This window comes from Actinosynnema sp. NPDC049800, from assembly GCF_040656635.1.
In the GTDB taxonomy this organism is placed as follows: domain Bacteria; phylum Actinomycetota; class Actinomycetes; order Mycobacteriales; family Pseudonocardiaceae; genus Actinosynnema.
This window is the reverse complement of sequence record NZ_JBFAMT010000078.1, coordinates 1-17,982: the sequence shown is the minus strand read 5'-3', so window position 1 is coordinate 17,982 and position 17,982 is coordinate 1. Positions and strand designations below refer to the sequence as shown.

The following is a 17,982-nucleotide window of genomic DNA, read 5'->3' as shown; positions in this document are numbered from 1 at the left end:
GAGGACGCATGTCCCGCGTTGTGATGGCCGCGGTGGTCGCCGCGAGCCTGCTCATCGCCGTGCCCGGCTCGGGCTCGGCCGCCGACTCCGACTACACGCTCACCATCGACCCCGCCGCCAGGGGCGCGACGATCGACGACACCATGTACGGCGTCTTCTTCGAGGACATCAACCGCGCCGCCGACGGCGGCCTGTACGCCGAGCTGGTGCAGAACAGGTCGTTCGAGTACAGCACCGCCGACAACGCCGCCTACACGCCGCTCACCGGGTGGGCGCCGACCGGCGGCACGGTCGAGGTGGTCGACGACGACGCCCGCCTCAACGAGCGCAACCGCAACCACCTGCGCCTCGGCCTGCCTGCCGGGGTGGTCAACTCCGGGTACAACACGGGCGTCAACGTGCAGGAGGGCAAGCGCTACGACTTCTCCGCCTGGGCCCGCACGGACCAGCCCGGCGGCACGCCGGTGCACGTGGGCCTCACCGACCCGGCGGGCGAGGACCTGGCGCCGCCGCTGGCGGTCCGGGTCACCGGTGACGGCTGGACCAAGTACACCGGCACGTTCACCGCGCGCGAGTCCTCCACCGCCGGCCGGTTGCTGCTGGACGCGGGCGGCACGGGCACCCTGCGGCTGGACATGGTCTCGCTGTTCCCGCGGGACACCTTCAAGGGCCACGGCCTGCGCAAGGATCTGGCGGAGAAGATCGCCGCCCTCGAACCGGGCTTCGTCCGCTTCCCCGGCGGGTGCCTGGTGAACACCGGCAGCCACCACGCCTACGAGGCGCCGAACTTCGAGCGCCGCCGCTCCTTCCAGTGGAAGGACACCATCGGCCCGGTCGAGCAGCGCGCCACCAACTGGAACTTCTGGGGCTACAACCAGTCCTACGGCCTCGGCTACTACGAGTACTTCCAGTTCGCCGAGGACATCGGCGCCATGCCGCTGCCCGTGGTGCCCGCCCTGGTCACCGGCTGCGGCCAGAACCGCGCCACCGACGACCCCGCGTTGCTGGCACGGCACATCCAGGACACCCTGGACCTGATCGAGTTCGCCAACGGCCCGGCCGACTCCACGTGGGGCCGCAAGCGGGCCGAGATGGGCCACCCGAAGCCGTTCGGGCTCACCCACCTGGCCGTGGGCAACGAGGAGAACCTGGCCGACGAGTTCTTCAGCCGGTTCACGCGGTTCCGCGCCGCCATCGAGGCCGAGTACCCGGACATCACCATCGTCAGCAACTCCGGCCCGGACGACGCCGGCGCCAACTTCGACCGGTTGTGGCAGCTCAACCGCGACGCGGGCGTCGACATGGTCGACGAGCACTACTACAACAGCCCGAGCTGGTTCCTGGAGAACAACGACCGGTACGACGGCTACGACCGCAACGGGCCGAAGGTGTTCCTCGGCGAGTACGCCTCGCAGGACAACCGGTACTTCAACGCGCTGGCCGAGGCCGCGTTCATGACCGGCCTGGAGCGCAACGCCGACGTGGTCAAGCTCGCCTCCTACGCGCCGCTGCTCTCCAACGAGGACTACGTGCAGTGGCGGCCGGACATGATCTGGTTCAACAACCACGCCTCGTGGGGCTCGACCTCGTACGAGGTGCAGAAGCTGTTCATGACCAACGTGGGCGACCACGTCGTGAAGAGCACGGCCTCCGGCACGCCGTGGAGCCCGACGCCGATCACCGGGGCCGTCGCCCTGTCGTCCTGGGCCACCTCCGTGGCCTACGACGACGTGAAGGTCACCTCCGCCGACGGCCGCGAGCTGTTCGCCGACGACTTCTCCGTCGACCGGGGCAACTGGACGGGCAACGGCGCCGGCGACTGGGACGTGGTGGACGGGCGTTTCGTGCAGTCCGACACCGCCGCGACCAACCCCCTGGTGACGGCGGGCGACCCGACCTGGACCGACTTCACGTTCAGCGTGAAGGCCACCAAGCTGTCCGGCAGCGAGGGCTTCCTGATCCCGTTCGCGGTCAACGGCACGGGCAACCCGTTCTGGTGGAACCTGGGCGGCTGGAACAACACCCGCTCCGCGGTCGACGGCGGCAACTCCTCGCGCGTGTTCCACGCCGACGGCACCACGATCGAGACCGGTCGCACCTACGACCTGCGGGTCGAGGTCCGCGACCGGACGGTGAAGCTGTTCGTCGACGACGTGCTGTGGGCGGAGTTCACCGACGAGGCCACCAAGAACCCGGAGCCGTTCCGCCAGGTGGTCACGCGCGACGAGGCGACCGGCGAGCTGATCGTCAAGGTCGTCAACGCGCGGTCGGAGCCCGCCCGCACGAAGATCGACCTCGGCCGGGGCACGCGGGTGGCGCCGATCGCGAGGGCGACCGTGCTGGAGGGCCTGCCCGACGACGTGAACACCGAGTTCGCCCAGCCGGTCAAGGCCAAGCGGACGCAGGTGCGGGTGTCGAACTCCTTCACCCACACGTTCCCGCCGAACTCGGTCACCTTCCTCCGCATCAAGGACCGCCGTTGATCACGCCGCCCGGAACCTCCGCGACGGGAGCGCCTCCCGGCCCGGGAAGGTGCGACCTTCCGGGTGAGCTGACGTGTCCCTGCGCTGGTGGGAACGGTCTCTGATGGACAATGGACCGTGAGCACCTTCACGGTGGACCAGGCGTGTTATCGCTAACATCGAGTACGAAGGCTGCAATGTCGACAGGGGAGATGGGGCGCTAGTGGAGCACAGGACCTCGCGCGATCCCGCGATGACGGATGTCGCCCGGCTCGCCGGGGTCTCGCACCAGACGGTGTCGAGGGTGCTGAACGGGCACCCCAACGTCCGGGAGCAGACCCGGCTGCGGGTGCGCGCGGCCATCGCGGAGCTGGGCTATCGGCCCAACAAGGCGGCCAGGGCGCTGGTCACCGGCCGGTCGCAGCTGATCGGGGTGGTGGCGCAGAACTCGACGCTCTACGGCCCCGCGTCGCTGCTCGCCGCGTTCGAGGCGGCGGCGGCCGAGGCGGGGTTCGCGGTGAGCGTGGGCCGGGTCAACGTCCTGGACCGCAACTCCATCTCCGACGCCGTGGAACGCCACCGCGACCAGCGGGTCGCCGGGATAGTGGTCATCGCGCCGACCGCGTCGGCCAACGACGCGGTCGGCGACGTGTCCGCCGGCATCCCGCTGGTCACGGTGGACGGCGACCCGGAGCGCTCCACACCGCTCGTCACGGTCGACCAGGCGGCGGGCGCCTTCGCGGCGACCACGCACCTGCTGGAGGCGGGCCACCGCACGGTGTGGCACGTCTCGGGGCCGTCGGACTGGTTCGACAGCCTCGGTCGCATAAGGGGTTGGCGGTCGGCGCTGGAGACGGCGGGCCTGGAGGTGCCGCCGGTCGTGCCGGCGGACTGGAGCGCGGCCTCGGGCTACCGGGCGGGCCAGATGCTGGCCCGCATGCCGGAGGTCACCGCGATCTTCGCGGCGAACGACCACCTGGCGCTCGGCATCCTGCGCGCGATGAGCGAGCGCGGCCGCCGGGTGCCGCACGACGTGAGCATCGTGGGGTTCGACGACGTGCCGGAGGCGGCCTACTTCATCCCGCCGCTGACGACCATCCGGCCGGACTTCCACGCGGTCGCCAAGGAGACGCTGGAGCTGCTGCTGGCGCAGGTGGCCGACGGCGAGGTGGGCGCGCCGCAGCGCAACGTCCCGCCGGCGCTGGTGAAGCGGGACAGCGTCGCGCCTCCCGTGCAGTGAACCCCGCGTGTCGAACGCTCAGGCCCACCGTCTCGAACCTCCAGGACCCCGAGTTCGACGTTCGGAACGGTGAGCTCGGGGGCCAGAGCGTTCGACACGCGAGTGGTGTGGGGCACAGTGCCGGTGCCGGTGCCGGTGCCGGTGCCGGTGCCGGTGCCGGTGCCGGTGTGGCTGTGGGTGTGGGTGGCGTCGTGGGCGTGGTGTGGGGGTGTGGGCACGGCGCGGTGCGGTGGTCCGGGTGCCGGTCGGGTGGCGGCTCGGCGGGCCGGATACGGTTCCGCGACCCCCGCGGTGGGTCGTGCCGGGCGTCCTCTGGTGCGGTCGGGCCGGGCCCGCAACTATTTCGTCCGGTCTCCGCGCATCTGCGGTCCCGCACGCGGCCCGAACACGCCTAGGCTGACGGTGTGACCGCGGTCGGTGGCGCACCCCGCTGAACACCGGGTTTTGTGCACGCTCACCAACTCTTTAAGACCACGTTGCGGGCAGGTCTTGACGTCGCGAATGTTAGCGATAACACTGCCCATCATGGCGAGCGATCCATTGGTGGTGGGTGTCGACTTCGGCACGTTGTCCGGCCGCGCGGTGGTCGTGCGGGTGCGCGACGGCCTCGAACTCGGCACCGCGGTGCACGACTACCGGCACGGCGTGCTGGACCGCGCCCTGCCCGACGGGCGCGCGTTGCCCCCGGACTGGGCGTTGCAGGTGCCGCAGGACTACGTGGACGTGCTCAAGCACGCGGTGCCCGCGGCCATCGCCGACGCCGGGGTCGACCCGGCCGACGTGATCGGCATCGGCACCGACTTCACCGCGTGCACGATGGTCCCGGTCAAGTCCGACGGCACGCCGCTCAACGAGCTGCCCGAGTTCGCGGGCAACCCGCACGCGTACGTGAAGCTGTGGAAGCACCACGCGGCCCAGCCGCAGGCCGACCGGATCAACCACCTGGCCGCGCAGCGCGGCGAGGCCTGGCTGCCCCGCTACGGCGGCCTGATCTCCTCGGAGTGGGAGTTCGCCAAGGGCCTCCAGCTGCTGGAAGAGGCCCCCGAGGTCTACGCGGCGATGGACCACTGGGTCGAGGCCGCCGACTGGATCGTCTGGCAGCTCGCCGGCACCTACGTGCGCAACGCGTGCACGGCCGGCTACAAGGGCATCTACCAGGACGGCTACCCGTCCGCGGACTTCCTCTCCGCGCTCAACCCCGACTTCGCGACGTTCGTCTCCGACAAGCTGGAGCACCCGCTCGGCCAGCTCGGCGACCGGGCGGGCGGCCTCACCGAGCAGGCCGCCGAGTGGACCGGCCTCAAGCCCGGCATCGCGGTGGCCGTCGGCAACGTCGACGCGCACGTGACCGCGCCCGCCGCGCGGGCCGTCGAACCCGGCCAGATGGTCGCGATCATGGGCACCTCCACGTGCCACGTGATGAACGCCGACGTGCTGGCCGACGTGCCGGGCATGTGCGGCGTGGTGGACGGCGGGATCGTGCCCGGCCTGTGGGGCTACGAGTCCGGGCAGAGCGGCGTCGGCGACATCTTCGCCTGGTTCGTCGAGCACGGCGTGCCGGCGGAGTACCACGAGCAGGCGCGGGCGCGCGGGATCTCGGTGCACGAGCTGCTGACCGAGCTGGCCGCGCAGCAGCGCATCGGCGAGCACGGCCTGATCGCGCTGGACTGGCACAGCGGCAACCGCTCGGTCCTGGTCGACCACGAGCTGTCGGGCGTCATCGTCGGGCAGACGCTGGCCACCCGCGCCGAGGACACCTACCGGGCGTTGCTGGAGGCCACCGCCTACGGCACGCGCGTCATCGTGGACTCCTACACCGACGCGGGCATCCCGGTCACCGAGCTGGTGATCGCGGGCGGCCTGCTGCGCAACCCGCTGCTGATGCAGATCTACGCCGACGTGACGAACCTGCCGCTGTCGGTCATCGGCTCCGAGCAGGGCCCCGCGCTGGGCTCGGCCATGCACGCGGCCGTCGCGGCGAAGGCCTACGAGGACATCCACGCGGCCGCCAAGGCGATGGGCTCGATCAAGCGCGGCGCGTACCTGCCGATCCCGGACAACGTCGAGGCCTACGAGCGGATGTTCGTGGAGTACCAGGAGCTGCACGACTACTTCGGCCGCGGCGCGAACGAGGTCATGCACCGGCTCAAGGCGCGTCGCCTGGCCACAAAGGGTCAGGCAACAGCCAAGGGGGAGGTGGGAGTGTGACAGTCATCGCAGACCTCCGCCGCACGGTCGCCGACCTGCACCGCGAGCTGACCCGCTACGAGCTGGTGATCTGGACCGCGGGCAACATCTCGGCGCGCGTGCCCGGCCAGGACCTGATGGTCATCAAGCCGTCCGGCGTGTCCTACGACGAGCTGACCCCCGAGGCCATGGTCGTCACCGACCTGCACGGCACCCTGGTCGAGGGCGACTACTCGCCGTCGTCGGACACCGCCGCGCACGCCTACGTGTACCGGCACATGCCCGAGGTCGGGGGAGTGGTGCACACGCACTCCCCGTACGCCACGGCGTGGGCGGCGCGCGGCGAGCCCATCCCGTGCGTGCTCACGATGATCGCCGACGAGTTCGGCGGCGACGTCCCGGTGGGCCCGTTCGCGCTGATCGGCGACGACTCGATCGGCCAGGGCATCGTGGAGACCCTGCGCGGCAGCCGGTCACCGGCCGTGCTGATGCGCAACCACGGCCCGTTCACGATCGGCAAGGACGCCCGTGCGGCGGTGAAGGCCGCGGTGATGGTGGAGGACGTGGCCCGCACCGTCCACTTCGCACACCAGCTCGGCACGCCCAAGCCGATCGAGCAGCACCACATCGACAGCCTGTACGCCCGTTACCAGAACGTCTACGGGCAATGAGCCCACGAGGGGAGCCCCGCATGTCGCCTGCTGGGAAGCCGCAGGTCTGGTTCCTGACCGGGAGCCAGCACCTCTACGGCCCGGAAACGCTCGAGCAGGTCGCCCAGCAGTCGCAGCAGATCCAGCGGATGCTCACCGAGTCGGGCCGCATCGCCGCGGAGGTGGTGTGGCAGCCGGTGCTGACCGACACCGCCGCCATCCGCGACGTCATGCTCGCGGCGAACGCCGACCCGTCGTGCATCGGCGTGATCGCGTGGATGCACACGTTCTCGCCCGCGAAGATGTGGATCACCGGGCTGGACGCGCTGCGCAAGCCGCTGCTGCACCTGCACACGCAGCTCAACGAGGCGCTGCCGTGGTCGACCATCGACATGGACTTCATGAACCTCAACCAGGCCGCGCACGGCGACCGCGAGTTCGGGTTCATCCAGACCAGGATCGGCGTGCCGCGCAAGACCGTGGCGGGCCACGCGAGCGACCCGCTGCTGGCCGACCGGATCGACGGCTGGGTGCGCGCCGCCACCGGCTACAGCCACCTGAACGGGATGAAGCTGGCCCGATTCGGCGACAACATGCGTGGCGTCGCGGTGACCGAGGGTGACAAGGTGGAGGCCGAGCTGCGCTTCGGCGTCTCGGTCAACACCTACGGCGTGAACGACCTGGTCGAACTGGTGGACGCGGTCGAAGAGGAGGAGATCGACCTCCTGGTCGCCGAGTACGCCGACACCTACCGGCTCGCGCCCGAGCTGCACAAGGGCGCCGAGCGGCACGACTCCCTGCGCTACGGCGCGCGCATCGAGGCCGGGTTGCGCCGGTTCCTCACCGACGGCGGCTTCGGCGCGTTCACCACGAACTTCGAGGACCTCGGCGGGCTGCGGCAGCTGCCGGGCCTGGCCGTGCAGCGGCTGATGGCCGACGGCTACGGCTTCGGCGGCGAGGGCGACTGGAAGACCTCCGCCCTGCTCGCCGCGGTCAAGGCGATGGGCGCCGGCACCGGCCGCGGCACGTCCTTCATGGAGGACTACACCTACCACTTCGGACCGGGCGAGCCGAAGATCCTCGGCGCGCACATGCTGGAGGTCTGCCCGACCATCGCGGCCGACCAGCCCTCGTGCGAGGTGCACGCGCTCGGCATCGGCGGCCGGGAGGACCCGGTCCGGCTGGTGTTCGACGCGGCGGCCGGCCCCGCGGTCGTCGTCGGCCTGGCCGACCTCGGCGAGCGGTTCCGGTTGGTGGCCAACGAGGTCGAGGTCGTGCCGCCGGACGAGCCGCTGCCGAACCTGCCGGTCGCGCGCGCGGTGTGGAAGCCCGCGCCGTCGCTGTCCACGTCGGCCGAGTCGTGGCTGACCGCGGGTGGACCGCACCACACCGTGATGACGCAGGCCGTGGGCTCGGATACGCTGCGCGACTTCGCGACCATGGTGAACACCGAACTGGTGGTCATCGACCGGGACACGACGACCGCGTCGTTCGGCGACCGCCTGCGCTGGAACCAGGCGTACTTCCGACTCGCGCAAGGTCTGCGCTAGCCGGTCCCGCGACCGGCCGGCCCCGAGCAGGCCGGTCGCGGACCAAGCACCACATCTAGGGAGAGAGAGAAACAATGAGGTTTCCGCGGATCGCCGCCATCACCGCGGCCGGCCTGATGCTCGCCGCCTGCGGGTCGGCGGAGAAGTCCGTCGACCAGCAGACCGGCTCGACGGAGGGCGCGCTCGTCGGCGTGACCATGCCGACCCGCTCGTCGGAGCGCTGGATCCACGACGGCGACAACATCAAGAAGGCGTTGGAGGAGAAGGGCTACAAGGTCGACCTCCAGTACGCCGAGAACGACATCCCGACGCAGGCCAACCAGATCGAGAACCAGATCACCAAGGGCGCGAAGCTGCTCATCGTGGCCTCGATCGACGGCACCGCGATCACCTCGCAGCTGCAGCAGGCGCAGGACGCCAACATCCCGGTCATCGCCTACGACCGGCTGCTGCGCAACACCGACAGCGTCGACTACTACGCCACCTTCGACAACTTCAAGGTCGGCGTGCAGCAGGCGACGTCGCTGCTGACCGGGCTGAAGGTGCTCAACGCCGACGGCACCCCGGGCACCGCGACCGGCCCGCTGAACGTGGAGCTGTTCGCCGGCTCGCCGGACGACAACAACGCCACGTTCTTCTTCAACGGCGCGATGTCGGTGCTCCAGCCGCACATCGACAAGGGCACGCTGGTGGTCAAGAGCGGCCAGACCGACTTCAAGACGGTCGCCATCCTGCGTTGGGACCCGGCGACGGCCCAGAAGCGCATGGAAGACCTGCTGACCTCCTCCTACGGCGGTGCGCAGGTGCACGGCGTGCTGTCGCCGTACGACGGCCTGTCCATCGGCATCCTGTCCGCGCTCAAGAGCAGCGGCTACGGCACCGGCGGCAACCCGTACCCGATCGTCACGGGCCAGGACGCCGAGGTCGCGTCGGTGAAGTCGATCATCGCGGGCGAGCAGTTCTCGACGATCTACAAGGACACCCGCGAGCTCGCGGCGACCACCGTGAAGATGGCCGACGCCGTGCTCAAGGGCGGCAAGCCCGAGGTCAACAACGAGAAGGACTACGACAACGGCAAGAAGGTCGTGCCGTCGTACCTGCTCGAGTCGGTGATCGTGGACAAGGGCAACTACCAGAAGGTGCTCGTCGACAGCGGCTACTACACCGCGGATCAGCTGAAGTAGGTTTGCACACCATGTCCGACGAAATCCTGGTGATGCGCGGCATCACCAAGCGGTTCGCCGGGGTCACCGCGCTGCACGACGTCACGCTCGCCGTGCGGCGCGGTGAGATCCACGCGATCTGCGGTGAGAACGGCGCGGGCAAGTCCACGCTGATGAAGGTGCTCTCCGGCGTGCACCCGCACGGTTCGTACGAGGGCGAGATCGTCTTCGAGGGCGAGCCCTGCTCGTTCGCCGGCGTCCGCGACAGCGAGCGGCGCGGCATCGTGATCATCCACCAGGAGCTGGCGCTGTGCGGCCAGCTGTCCGTCGCGGAGAACCTGTTCCTCGGCAACGAGCGGGCCAAGCGCGGGTTCATCGACTGGAACCGCACCAACCACGCGGCGGGCGCCCTGCTCGCCCGCGTGGGCCTGCGGGAGAACCCGACGACGCCCGTGCACGACCTCGGCGTCGGCAAGCAGCAGCTGGTGGAGATCGCCAAGGCCCTGGCCAAGGACGTGAAGCTGCTGATCCTGGACGAGCCGACCGCGGCGTTGAACGACGACGACTCCGCGCACCTGCTCGACCTGCTCGACGGGCTGCGCGACGAGGGCATCACCTCGGTGATCATCTCGCACAAGCTCAACGAGGTGACCAGGATCGCAGACAGCATCACGATCCTGCGCGACGGGCGCACCATCGAGACGCTGCCCGCGAAGGACGTGACCGAGGACCGGATCATCTCCGGCATGGTCGGCCGCGACCTGGAGCACCGGTTCCCGCCGCGCACGCCCCACATCGGGGACGAGGTGCTGCGGATCGAGGGCTGGACCGTGCACAGCCCGTCCCAGCCCGACCGGGTCGTGGTCGACAACGCCACGCTGTCGTTGCGGCGCGGTGAGATCGTCGGTCTCGCGGGCCTCATGGGCGCGGGCCGCACCGAGCTCGCGATGAGCGTGTTCGGGCGGTCCTACGGCGTCGGAATCTCCGGCAAGGTCTTCAAGGACGGCCGCGAGATCGACACGCGCACCGTCCGCAAGGCCATCGACCACGGCCTGGCCTACGTCAGCGAGGACCGCAAGCGCTACGGGCTCAACCTGATCCAGGACGTCCAGCTCAACGTGTCCGCGGCCGGGTTGGCCAAGCTGGCGCCGCGCGGCTGGGTGAACGAGAACGAGGAGCACTCGGTCGCCGAGTCCTACCGGCGCTCGATGAACATCAAGACGCCCAGCGTCGCCACCCCGACCGCGTCGCTGTCGGGCGGCAACCAGCAGAAGGTCGTGCTGGCGAAGTGGATGTTCACCGACCCGGACGTGCTCATCCTCGACGAGCCGACCCGCGGCATCGACGTCGGCGCGAAGTACGAGATCTACTCGATCATCAACGACCTGGCCGACCAGGGCCGCGCGGTGCTGGTCATCTCCTCCGAGCTGCCGGAGCTGCTCGGCCTGTGCGACCGGGTCTACGCCCTGTCCGAGGGCCGCATCACCGGTGAGCTCGACCGGGCGGAAGCAACCCAGGAACGCTTGATGCACCACATGACCCAGGGACAGACCTCATGACCACCGAAACCGCGGCCAAGGCGCTGAAGACCCAGGCCGGGCCGCAGCGCAGGTTCACGTTCAACCTGCGGCAGTCCGGCATCTACATCGCGTTCGCCCTGATCGTGGTGCTGTTCACGGTGCTGACGGACGGCGCTCTGCTGACACCGCAGAACATCTCCAACATCATCGTCCAGAACTCGTACGTGCTGATCCTGGCGATCGGCATGATCCTGGTGATCATCGGCGGGCACATCGACCTGTCGGTCGGGTCCGTGGTCGCGCTGACCGGCGCGATCTGCGCGGTGCTGACCGTCCAGCTGGGACTGCCGTGGCCGCTGGCGGTGATCATCACGCTGCTCTCGGGCGCGGTGATCGGCGCGGCGCAGGGCTACTGGGTGGCGTTCTTCGGCATCCCGGCGTTCATCGTGACGCTGGCGGGCATGCTCGTGTTCCGGGCGCTGACGCTGACGGTGCTGGGCAACCAGGGCATCGGCCCGTTCCCGGACCAGATCCGCACGCTGGCCAACGGCTTCACCGAGGGCTACCTCGGCAACGTCGGCCTCGGCCCGCTCGGCGGCGCGGACCTGGTCAGCCTGCTGGTCGGCGTCGCGGTGGTGGCCGGGTTCGCGTTCAACCAGTGGCGCAACCGCAAGGCGCGGCTGAGCTACGGGCAGGTCGTGGACCCGTTCCCGATCTTCGTGGCGAAGATCGCGCTGGCGGCGGCCGTGGTGCTGGCCGTGGTCGTGCAGCTGGCCCGGTTCCGCAACCTGCCGTGGGTGCTCGTGCTGCTCGCGGTGCTGGCGCTGGGCTACTCGGTGATGGCGAACAAGTCGGTGTTCGGCCGGCACATCTACGCCATCGGCGGCAACCTCCAGGCCGCGACGCTGTCCGGCGTGAAGGTCAAGCAGGTCACGTTCTGGGTGTTCGTGAACATGGGCCTGCTGTCCGCGCTGGCGGGCGTGATCTTCGCCGGCCGCCTCAACCAGGCCGGTCCGACCGCGGGCAACGCGTTCGAGCTGGACGCGATCGCGGCGGCGTTCATCGGCGGCGCGGCGGTGCAGGGCGGCGTCGGCCGGGTGGTCGGCGCGATCACCGGCGGCCTGATCATGGGCGTGATCAACAACGGCATGTCGTTGATCGGCGCGCCCAGCGAGCGGGTGATGCTGGTCAAGGGCCTCGTGCTGCTGGCCGCCGTCGCCTACGACGTGTGGACCAAGCGCCGGGGCCGTGCCTGAGCCTCTGTACCGATCAAGGGCCTGCCTCACACCTGTGGGGCAGGCCCTTGACGTAGGCCGGTCACTTCGGATTCACTACCGAACAGACCTGGGAACGCTCCCAGTTCAGACTCGGGCGGCGGCCCGTCACGTCCCCCGACGGGCCGCCACCGTCCACCTTCCAGTCGAAATGCCGAGCACGATCTCCGCCGCCACTCAGGAAAGCGCTTACCAAGCCCTAGGAGATCACCACATGAAAGCACTACTCGCCGTGTCAGCGTTGACAGCGGCGCTGCTCCAGGTCACCGCGCCGGAGGCACAGGCCGCCTGCGGCGACGGCACCTACCACGCCGAGGTGACCGGGTCCGGCAGCAGCTTCACGGCCCGCCGGGGCAGCAGCACGGTCTACACCGGAAGCAGCCTGCGCGCCGCGATGCAGGCGGCCAACGACAGCCTCACCGCGAACCGCACGTCCAAGGAGCGGATCGTCGTCCGGGCGTCCGGCTCCATCCCCGCGGGCGAGCGGTACTCCATGCGCAGCTACACCACGATCGACCTGTGCGGCACCATCAACGTCACCGGCAGCGGCTCGGGCGACTACGCGCCGGTCTACGCGCGCGGCGTCCGCGACATCGAGGTCCAGAACCTGACCCTCACCGGCACCCCGCTGTACGGCATCTTCATGCGCAACGTCACCAACGTGGTGATCGGCAACGTGAACATGCGCCTGTCCGGCGGGCTGGGCGTGCGCATCGACAACCGCGGCGACACCAGCCAGTGGACCCGCAACGTGCGCATCGACTACGTCTACGTGCAGGGCGCCAGGTCGCACGCCGTGGAGACGTACGGGGTGGACGGCCTGACCATCGGCACGGTGGTGGCGCGCAGCGTCGGCGAGTCGGGCCTGCTGCTCAACCAGACGATCAACGCCACGGTGGGCACGGTCGACGCCGAGAACGCGGGCGCCGGCACCGGCTACGCCGCGTTCCGCACGGCCAACCGCAACGGCCGGATCGGCAGCAGCTACCCGATCAACGTCCGGGTCGGGACGGTCAAGGCGCGCGGCGGCGGTCGCGGCATCTTCTGCGTCTCGGAGAGCGGCGGCCTGCAGATCGACCGGATCGACGTCGCCAACACCGGCAACAACGCGATCCTGATCGAGAACTGCTACAACGTGAACATCGCCGCCCAGAGCGGCAGCGTGAGCGGCGGGGGCGAGATCCGGTTGGCGGCGCGGAGCGAGTTCCCGGTGACGCGGGACGTCATCATCCAGAACCTGACCGTCACCAACTCGGCGATCACCGAGAACCCGTGCGGGACGAACACCACGTTCCGCAACAACACGCTGGTCAACAGCAGGCAGAGCATCTGCTAGTGGTGCGGTGACGACCCGGGTCGTGGCGGTGCGGCGACCCGGGTCGTGCTGTGCGGGGACCGCGGGTCGTGCTGTGCGGGGACCGCGGGTCGCGGCGTCTGGGGGGCGCGGTGCGGTCCGGTCGTGGTGCGGTGCGGTGCGGTGCGGTGCGGTGCGGTCGGGTGCGGTCGGCTGGGGTGCGGTCGTGGCTGGTTGGCGGTGCGGGTGGTGGCTGTGCGGTGATCCGGTCGGGTCGGGTTGGTCCGGGTATGTTCGGTCGGTGACCTCGGGAACCGGCCCTCGCACCGCTCGTTCCTGGCCGGACCTGCCCGAAGTCGCGCGTGACGTGCTGCTGGAGGTCCTGATCCACGGCACGATGCCGCGGGCCGAGATCGCGACCCGACTCCACCTGTCCCGGCCCACCCTCACCAGGGCGACCCGCACCCTCGTGCTGAGCGGACTGCTCGTCGAGGGCGAGACGCAACTGCGCTCGTCCACCGGCAGGCCCTCGGAGATGCTCCACGTGCGTGGCGAGTCCCACCACTTCCTGGGCGTGAAGCTCACCGCCGACCGCCTCTACGCCGTCGTCACGGACCTCACCGCCAAGGTCGTCGACACCGCGGACCAGCCCCTGCGGTCCACCGACCCGGCCGACGTGGTCGCCCGGATAGCCGAGGTCGCGGCGAGCTTCCCGAACCTGACGGCCATCGGCGTGACGCTGGGCGGCACCGTGCACGACGGGGTGGTGACCGAGGCGGGGTTCCTGCGGTGGGTGAACGTGCCGCTGCACGACGCGGTCACCGCCGCCACCGCCCTCCCCACGGCGGTCGACAACGACGTGCAGGCGCTGACGTCGGCGGAGCACTGGTTCGGCGCGGGCGCGGGGCTGGACTCGATGGCCCTGGTCACGGTGGGCGCGGGCGTCGGCTGCGGCGTGATCATCGACGGCAAGCTGGTCCGGGGCGCGCACGGCCTCTCGCCGAGGATCTCCCACATCCTCATCGACCCGAGCGGTCCGCAGTGCGGGTACGGCCACCGCGGTTGCGCGTCGAGCTACCTGATGACGCACGTGATGCTGCGCCAGTTGGATGGGGACCCGACGTACGAGGAAGCGGTCGGGCGGGCGTTGGCGGGTGACCCGGTGGCCAAGCGGGTGTTCGACGACGCGGGCTACGCGCTGGGTGTCCTGATCGCCACGGTGGCGAACTTCCTGGATCCGCGGAAGATCCTGCTGACGGGTGACGGGCTCCCGCTCTACGAGGTGTCGGAGCAGCGGGTGGTGGACGGGATCAGGGCGAGCTACGAGGCCGACCCGGCGCTCATCGACCTGGACGTCCAGCCGTTCGACTTCGGCGAGTGGGCCCGCTCGGGCGCGGCACTGGCCATCCGCGCCACCCTGACCGGTGGCCTCCGCCCCTGACTGCTTCTCACCCTCGAGTGGGTCGAACGCTCAGGTCGGGTGTGGCGAACGTTCAGCTCGTGCGTCCGGACGTTCCGGGTGTGCCGAGCTGAGCGTTCAGGTCGGTCGAGTTGAGTGTTCGGGTGTGGTGAGTTGGGTGTTCGGGGTGGTGTTTGTCCTGTTCGGCTCGATTTGACATGGGGCCCTTACGGGCACCCCAGGCAGGCCAAAGCCGGGCAGGCCTGGCGGGAAAAGCGTCCGCCAAGCCTCCCCGGCTTCGACCAGCCTATGGCACCCGAACCCATGTCAAATCGGGCCTTGTGGAGAGGTTGCGGGTCCGTTGTGGTCGCTTGGGGATAACCGGTGGGTTACGAGGGGTCAACGGAACGGGATCGGGTGGGTGGTGGTGGGGTTGCGGCAATCGGCGGTGCGCGCTGGTGTGGGTGGCGGTGTCGCGGTCCTGGTCGGACGGTGATGGGCTTGCGTTGTTGCGGAGCGAAGAAGTTGCGGTCCGGTCACGCAGGCTTCCCACTCCTTGACACAGCGCTGTGGCCCGCGACACAGTACCGCCGATTTTGAGCGGTCAAACGATCGGCTCAGTACTCGGACGGGTGCGCTCCGTCACCGCACGACGGGATCACGGAACCAGCGCGAACGGCACCGAACCAGCTCGAACCCGGGGGGAGGGGAGCAGGCCATGGCGCGTCCCGGCGGTCCGGTGACGATCCGCCAGGTGGCGCTGCACGCCGGTGTCTCCCGTCAAACCGTGTCCAACGTGCTCAACGCGCCCCACCGGGTGGACCCGGCCACCCGCCGGCGCGTCCGCGCCTCGGTCGAGGCCCTCGGCTACCGACCGAACCGCAACGCGCGCAACCTGGCCGCCCGCCGAGCCGGCCTCATCGGCTACCACGTGCCGATCACCGACACGCCGAGCTCGTTCATGGACCGGTTCCTGCACCTGCTCACCGCCGAGGTGGAAGACTCCGGCCGCCACGTGCTCCTGTTCACCGGCACGACCGAGATCGACGCGTACGCCGACCTGGTAGCCCAACGCGCGGTGGACGGCTTCGTGCTGGCCAACACCGTCGAGGAGGACCCGCGCCACCGATGGCTGGCCGACCACGACGTGCCCTTCGTGTCCTTCGGGCGCACGGGGAACGGCGAGCAGCCCGGACCGTGGGTCGACCTCGACGGCGCGGCCGCGTGCCACCGGCTCGTCGACCGCCTGCACGACCTCGGCCGCAGTCGCATCGCGTTCGTCGGCGGACGGGGGAGGACCGTGCAGAACCTCGAACGGCTGCGCGGCTGGAAAGCCGGTTGCACGGCCTTCGACCTGCCCGCGGACCGGCTGGTGCTCGCCGAGGACGACACCGTCGAAGCGGGCGGGGCGGCGATGCGAGACCTGCTGGACTCCGAAGTGATACCCGACGCGGTGATCGCGGTGAGTGATCCACTTGCGGTAGGTGTGCACCGTGAAGTGCGCCGCCAGGGGCTCCGGCCGGGGACGGACGTCGCGGTGACGGGTTTCGACGACTCGCCGTTGGCCTCTGTTGTGGACGGTGGTCTCACCTCGGTGCGGCAACCCGTCGAGAGGTTCGCCCGCACCGTGGTGGACCTCCTGGAGAGCACCAACAGCACGACAACCAGCGCTGGACGCGGCTCGACCACCAGTGCGAACAGCGATCGGGGCGTGTTGCTGCCGGGCGGGATCATCAGCCGCGGCAGTGCCCCGATCCGCTTGACAGAGCAAGACCTGAACGAATGGGAGTCTCGGTAATGGGCGTTCGGACAACGGCGGCGCGGGCAACCGCGGCGCTGGGTGTGGCAGTCCTCCTCGCGTCGTGCGGCAGCGGAGGGGACGAAGGCGGCGAGCAGCCCAGCGGTGCGCTCGAAGGACGGGGCGAGGTCACCTTCGCCACCGGCAAGGACACCTCCGGCAACATGCAGAAGCTCGTCGACGAGTGGAACGCCTCGCACGCGAACGAGCAGGTCCGGATCATCGAACTGCCCGAGTCCGCGGACGCCCAGCGCCAGCAGATGGTGCAGAACGCGCAGGTCAAGTCCGACGCGTACACGATCCTCAACCTCGACGTGGTGTGGACGGCCGAGTTCGCCGCCAACCGCTGGGTCGTCGAACTGCCCGCCAAGGAGTTCGAACTGGACAAGTTCCTCCAGCCCGCGGTGAAGACGGCGCAGTACCGCGACAAGCTCTACGCCGCGCCGGTGTACTCCGACGGCGGCCTGCTGTACTACCGCAAGGACCTGCTCGACGCGGCGGGCCAGAAGCCGCCGAAGACGTGGGCCGAGCTCACCACCGCCTGCCAGGCGGTCAAGGCGACGCAGCCCGCGATCGGCTGCTACGCCGGTCAGTTCGAGAAGTACGAGGGCCTGACGGTCAACTTCGACGAGGCCGTGCACTCCGCGGGCGGCGACGTGGTCGACGCCTCCGGCAAGGCCGTCGTCGACTCGCCCGAGGCGAAGGCCGGGCTGGACACCCTGGTCACCGGGTTCCAGCAGGGCATCATCCCGGAGAAGGCCATCACCTACAAGGAAGAGGAGGGCCGCCGCGCGTTCCAGGCGGGCGAGCTCCTGTTCCACCGCCAGTGGCCCTACCAGTGGAACCTGGCCGGCAAGACCGACGGTTCCTCGCAGGTCGCGGGCAAGTTCGACGTCGCGCCCCTGCCCGGCCTCAAGGGCCCCGGCAGCTCCACCCTGGGCGGCCACAACTTCGCCATCTCCGCGTTCGGCAAGAACAAGGCCACCGCGCTGGACTTCATCAAGTTCTTCACCAGCGAGGCCTCGCAGCGCTCCAACCTGCTGGCCACCTCGCAGGCGCCGACCCTGGCGAGCCTGTACGAGGACGCCGAGCTGATCAAGCAGTTCCCGTACCTGCCGACGCTGAAGGAGTCGATCCTGTCGGCTAAGCCGCGCCCGCAGGCCGTCCGCTACGGCGACGTCACGCAGGCGATCCAGGAAGCCGCCTACGCCGCGTTGACCGGCGCGAAGACCAGCGACGTGGCGCTGAAGGAGCTGCAGACCAAGTTGCAGGAGCTGCTTAATTGACTTCCCCCGTCGTGGGGGGGGGGGGGGGGGGCGCGGTGGGGTGGGGGGCGCGGGCCCCGGGGCGCGGGGGTGCGCCCCCCCCCACGCCGCACCTGTCGGTGCACCTGGCGACCTACACCGACAACAACCTGGTGCGCACCTTGGACTCGCTCGTGTCCT

General features: G+C 69.9%; 12 protein-coding genes. All 12 read left to right on the top strand.

The annotated features are described in order from the left end of the window. The first annotated feature begins 8 nt into the window (after positions 1-8). The 12 genes from AB0I91_RS41455 (at position 9) to AB0I91_RS41400 (ending at position 17,823) form a co-directional block, all read left to right on the top strand. The gene (locus tag AB0I91_RS41455; protein ID WP_499641776.1) at positions 9-2,483 is read left to right on the top strand and encodes an alpha-L-arabinofuranosidase family protein; all 2,475 of its coding nucleotides are present in this window, start codon (positions 9-11) and stop codon (positions 2,481-2,483) included. 232 nt (positions 2,484-2,715) lie between these two features. Next, on the top strand, positions 2,716-3,702 hold the full coding sequence (locus AB0I91_RS41450; protein WP_123742618.1) for a LacI family DNA-binding transcriptional regulator: 987 nt from the start codon (positions 2,716-2,718) through the stop codon (positions 3,700-3,702). 525 nt (positions 3,703-4,227) lie between these two features. Further along, on the top strand, positions 4,228-5,910 hold the full coding sequence (araB, locus tag AB0I91_RS41445) for a ribulokinase (RefSeq protein WP_499618859.1): 1,683 nt from the start codon (positions 4,228-4,230) through the stop codon (positions 5,908-5,910). After that, positions 5,907-6,560, top strand: a complete 654-nt coding sequence (locus AB0I91_RS41440; RefSeq protein WP_499618857.1) for an L-ribulose-5-phosphate 4-epimerase — start codon at positions 5,907-5,909, stop codon at positions 6,558-6,560. The genes araB and AB0I91_RS41440 overlap by 4 nt, the downstream gene beginning before the upstream one ends. Positions 6,561-6,580: 20 nt before the next feature. Then, complete coding sequence (gene araA / locus AB0I91_RS41435) at positions 6,581-8,089, top strand: L-arabinose isomerase (RefSeq protein WP_498785992.1); 1,509 nt, start codon at positions 6,581-6,583, stop codon at positions 8,087-8,089. Between the two features lie 74 nt (positions 8,090-8,163). Next, the gene (gene chvE / locus AB0I91_RS41430) at positions 8,164-9,273 is read left to right on the top strand and encodes a multiple monosaccharide ABC transporter substrate-binding protein (RefSeq protein WP_498785994.1); all 1,110 of its coding nucleotides are present in this window, start codon (positions 8,164-8,166) and stop codon (positions 9,271-9,273) included. 11 nt (positions 9,274-9,284) lie between these two features. Then, a complete protein-coding gene (gene mmsA / locus AB0I91_RS41425) occupies positions 9,285-10,811 on the top strand; it encodes a multiple monosaccharide ABC transporter ATP-binding protein (protein ID WP_499619137.1) in 1,527 nt (508 codons plus the stop codon). Beyond that, positions 10,808-12,028, top strand: a complete 1,221-nt coding sequence (gene mmsB, locus AB0I91_RS41420; RefSeq protein ID WP_498785998.1) for a multiple monosaccharide ABC transporter permease — start codon at positions 10,808-10,810, stop codon at positions 12,026-12,028. The genes mmsA and mmsB overlap by 4 nt, the downstream gene beginning before the upstream one ends. 250 nt (positions 12,029-12,278) lie before the next feature. Continuing rightward, on the top strand, positions 12,279-13,382 hold the full coding sequence (locus tag AB0I91_RS41415) for a hypothetical protein (RefSeq protein WP_498786000.1): 1,104 nt from the start codon (positions 12,279-12,281) through the stop codon (positions 13,380-13,382). Positions 13,383-13,641: 259 nt separating this feature from the next. Beyond that, a complete protein-coding gene (locus AB0I91_RS41410; RefSeq protein WP_499641773.1) occupies positions 13,642-14,781 on the top strand; it encodes an ROK family protein in 1,140 nt (379 codons plus the stop codon). 676 nt (positions 14,782-15,457) lie between these two features. Then, positions 15,458-16,537 carry a LacI family DNA-binding transcriptional regulator gene (locus AB0I91_RS41405; protein WP_499619251.1) on the top strand — a complete coding sequence of 360 codons (1,080 nt, stop codon included), beginning with the start codon at positions 15,458-15,460 and terminating at the stop codon, positions 16,535-16,537. 44 nt (positions 16,538-16,581) lie between these two features. After that, the gene (locus AB0I91_RS41400) at positions 16,582-17,823 is read left to right on the top strand and encodes an ABC transporter substrate-binding protein (RefSeq protein ID WP_498786006.1); all 1,242 of its coding nucleotides are present in this window, start codon (positions 16,582-16,584) and stop codon (positions 17,821-17,823) included. The last annotated feature ends 159 nt before the right edge of the window (positions 17,824-17,982 follow it).

Excerpts from the sequence above, each read along its gene's own strand:
- AB0I91_RS41455 (WP_499641776.1), top strand. The coding sequence starts at position 9 with ATGTCCCGCGTTGTGATGGCCGCGGTGGTCGCCGCGAGCCTGCTCATC.
- AB0I91_RS41450 (WP_123742618.1), top strand. The coding sequence starts at position 2,716 with ATGACGGATGTCGCCCGGCTCGCCGGGGTCTCGCACCAGACGGTGTCG.
- araB (WP_499618859.1), top strand. The coding sequence starts at position 4,228 with ATGGCGAGCGATCCATTGGTGGTGGGTGTCGACTTCGGCACGTTGTCC.
- araA (WP_498785992.1), top strand. The coding sequence starts at position 6,581 with ATGTCGCCTGCTGGGAAGCCGCAGGTCTGGTTCCTGACCGGGAGCCAG.
- chvE (WP_498785994.1), top strand. The coding sequence starts at position 8,164 with ATGAGGTTTCCGCGGATCGCCGCCATCACCGCGGCCGGCCTGATGCTC.
- mmsA (WP_499619137.1), top strand. The coding sequence starts at position 9,285 with ATGTCCGACGAAATCCTGGTGATGCGCGGCATCACCAAGCGGTTCGCC.
- mmsB (WP_498785998.1), top strand. The coding sequence starts at position 10,808 with ATGACCACCGAAACCGCGGCCAAGGCGCTGAAGACCCAGGCCGGGCCG.
- AB0I91_RS41405 (WP_499619251.1), top strand. The coding sequence starts at position 15,458 with ATGGCGCGTCCCGGCGGTCCGGTGACGATCCGCCAGGTGGCGCTGCAC.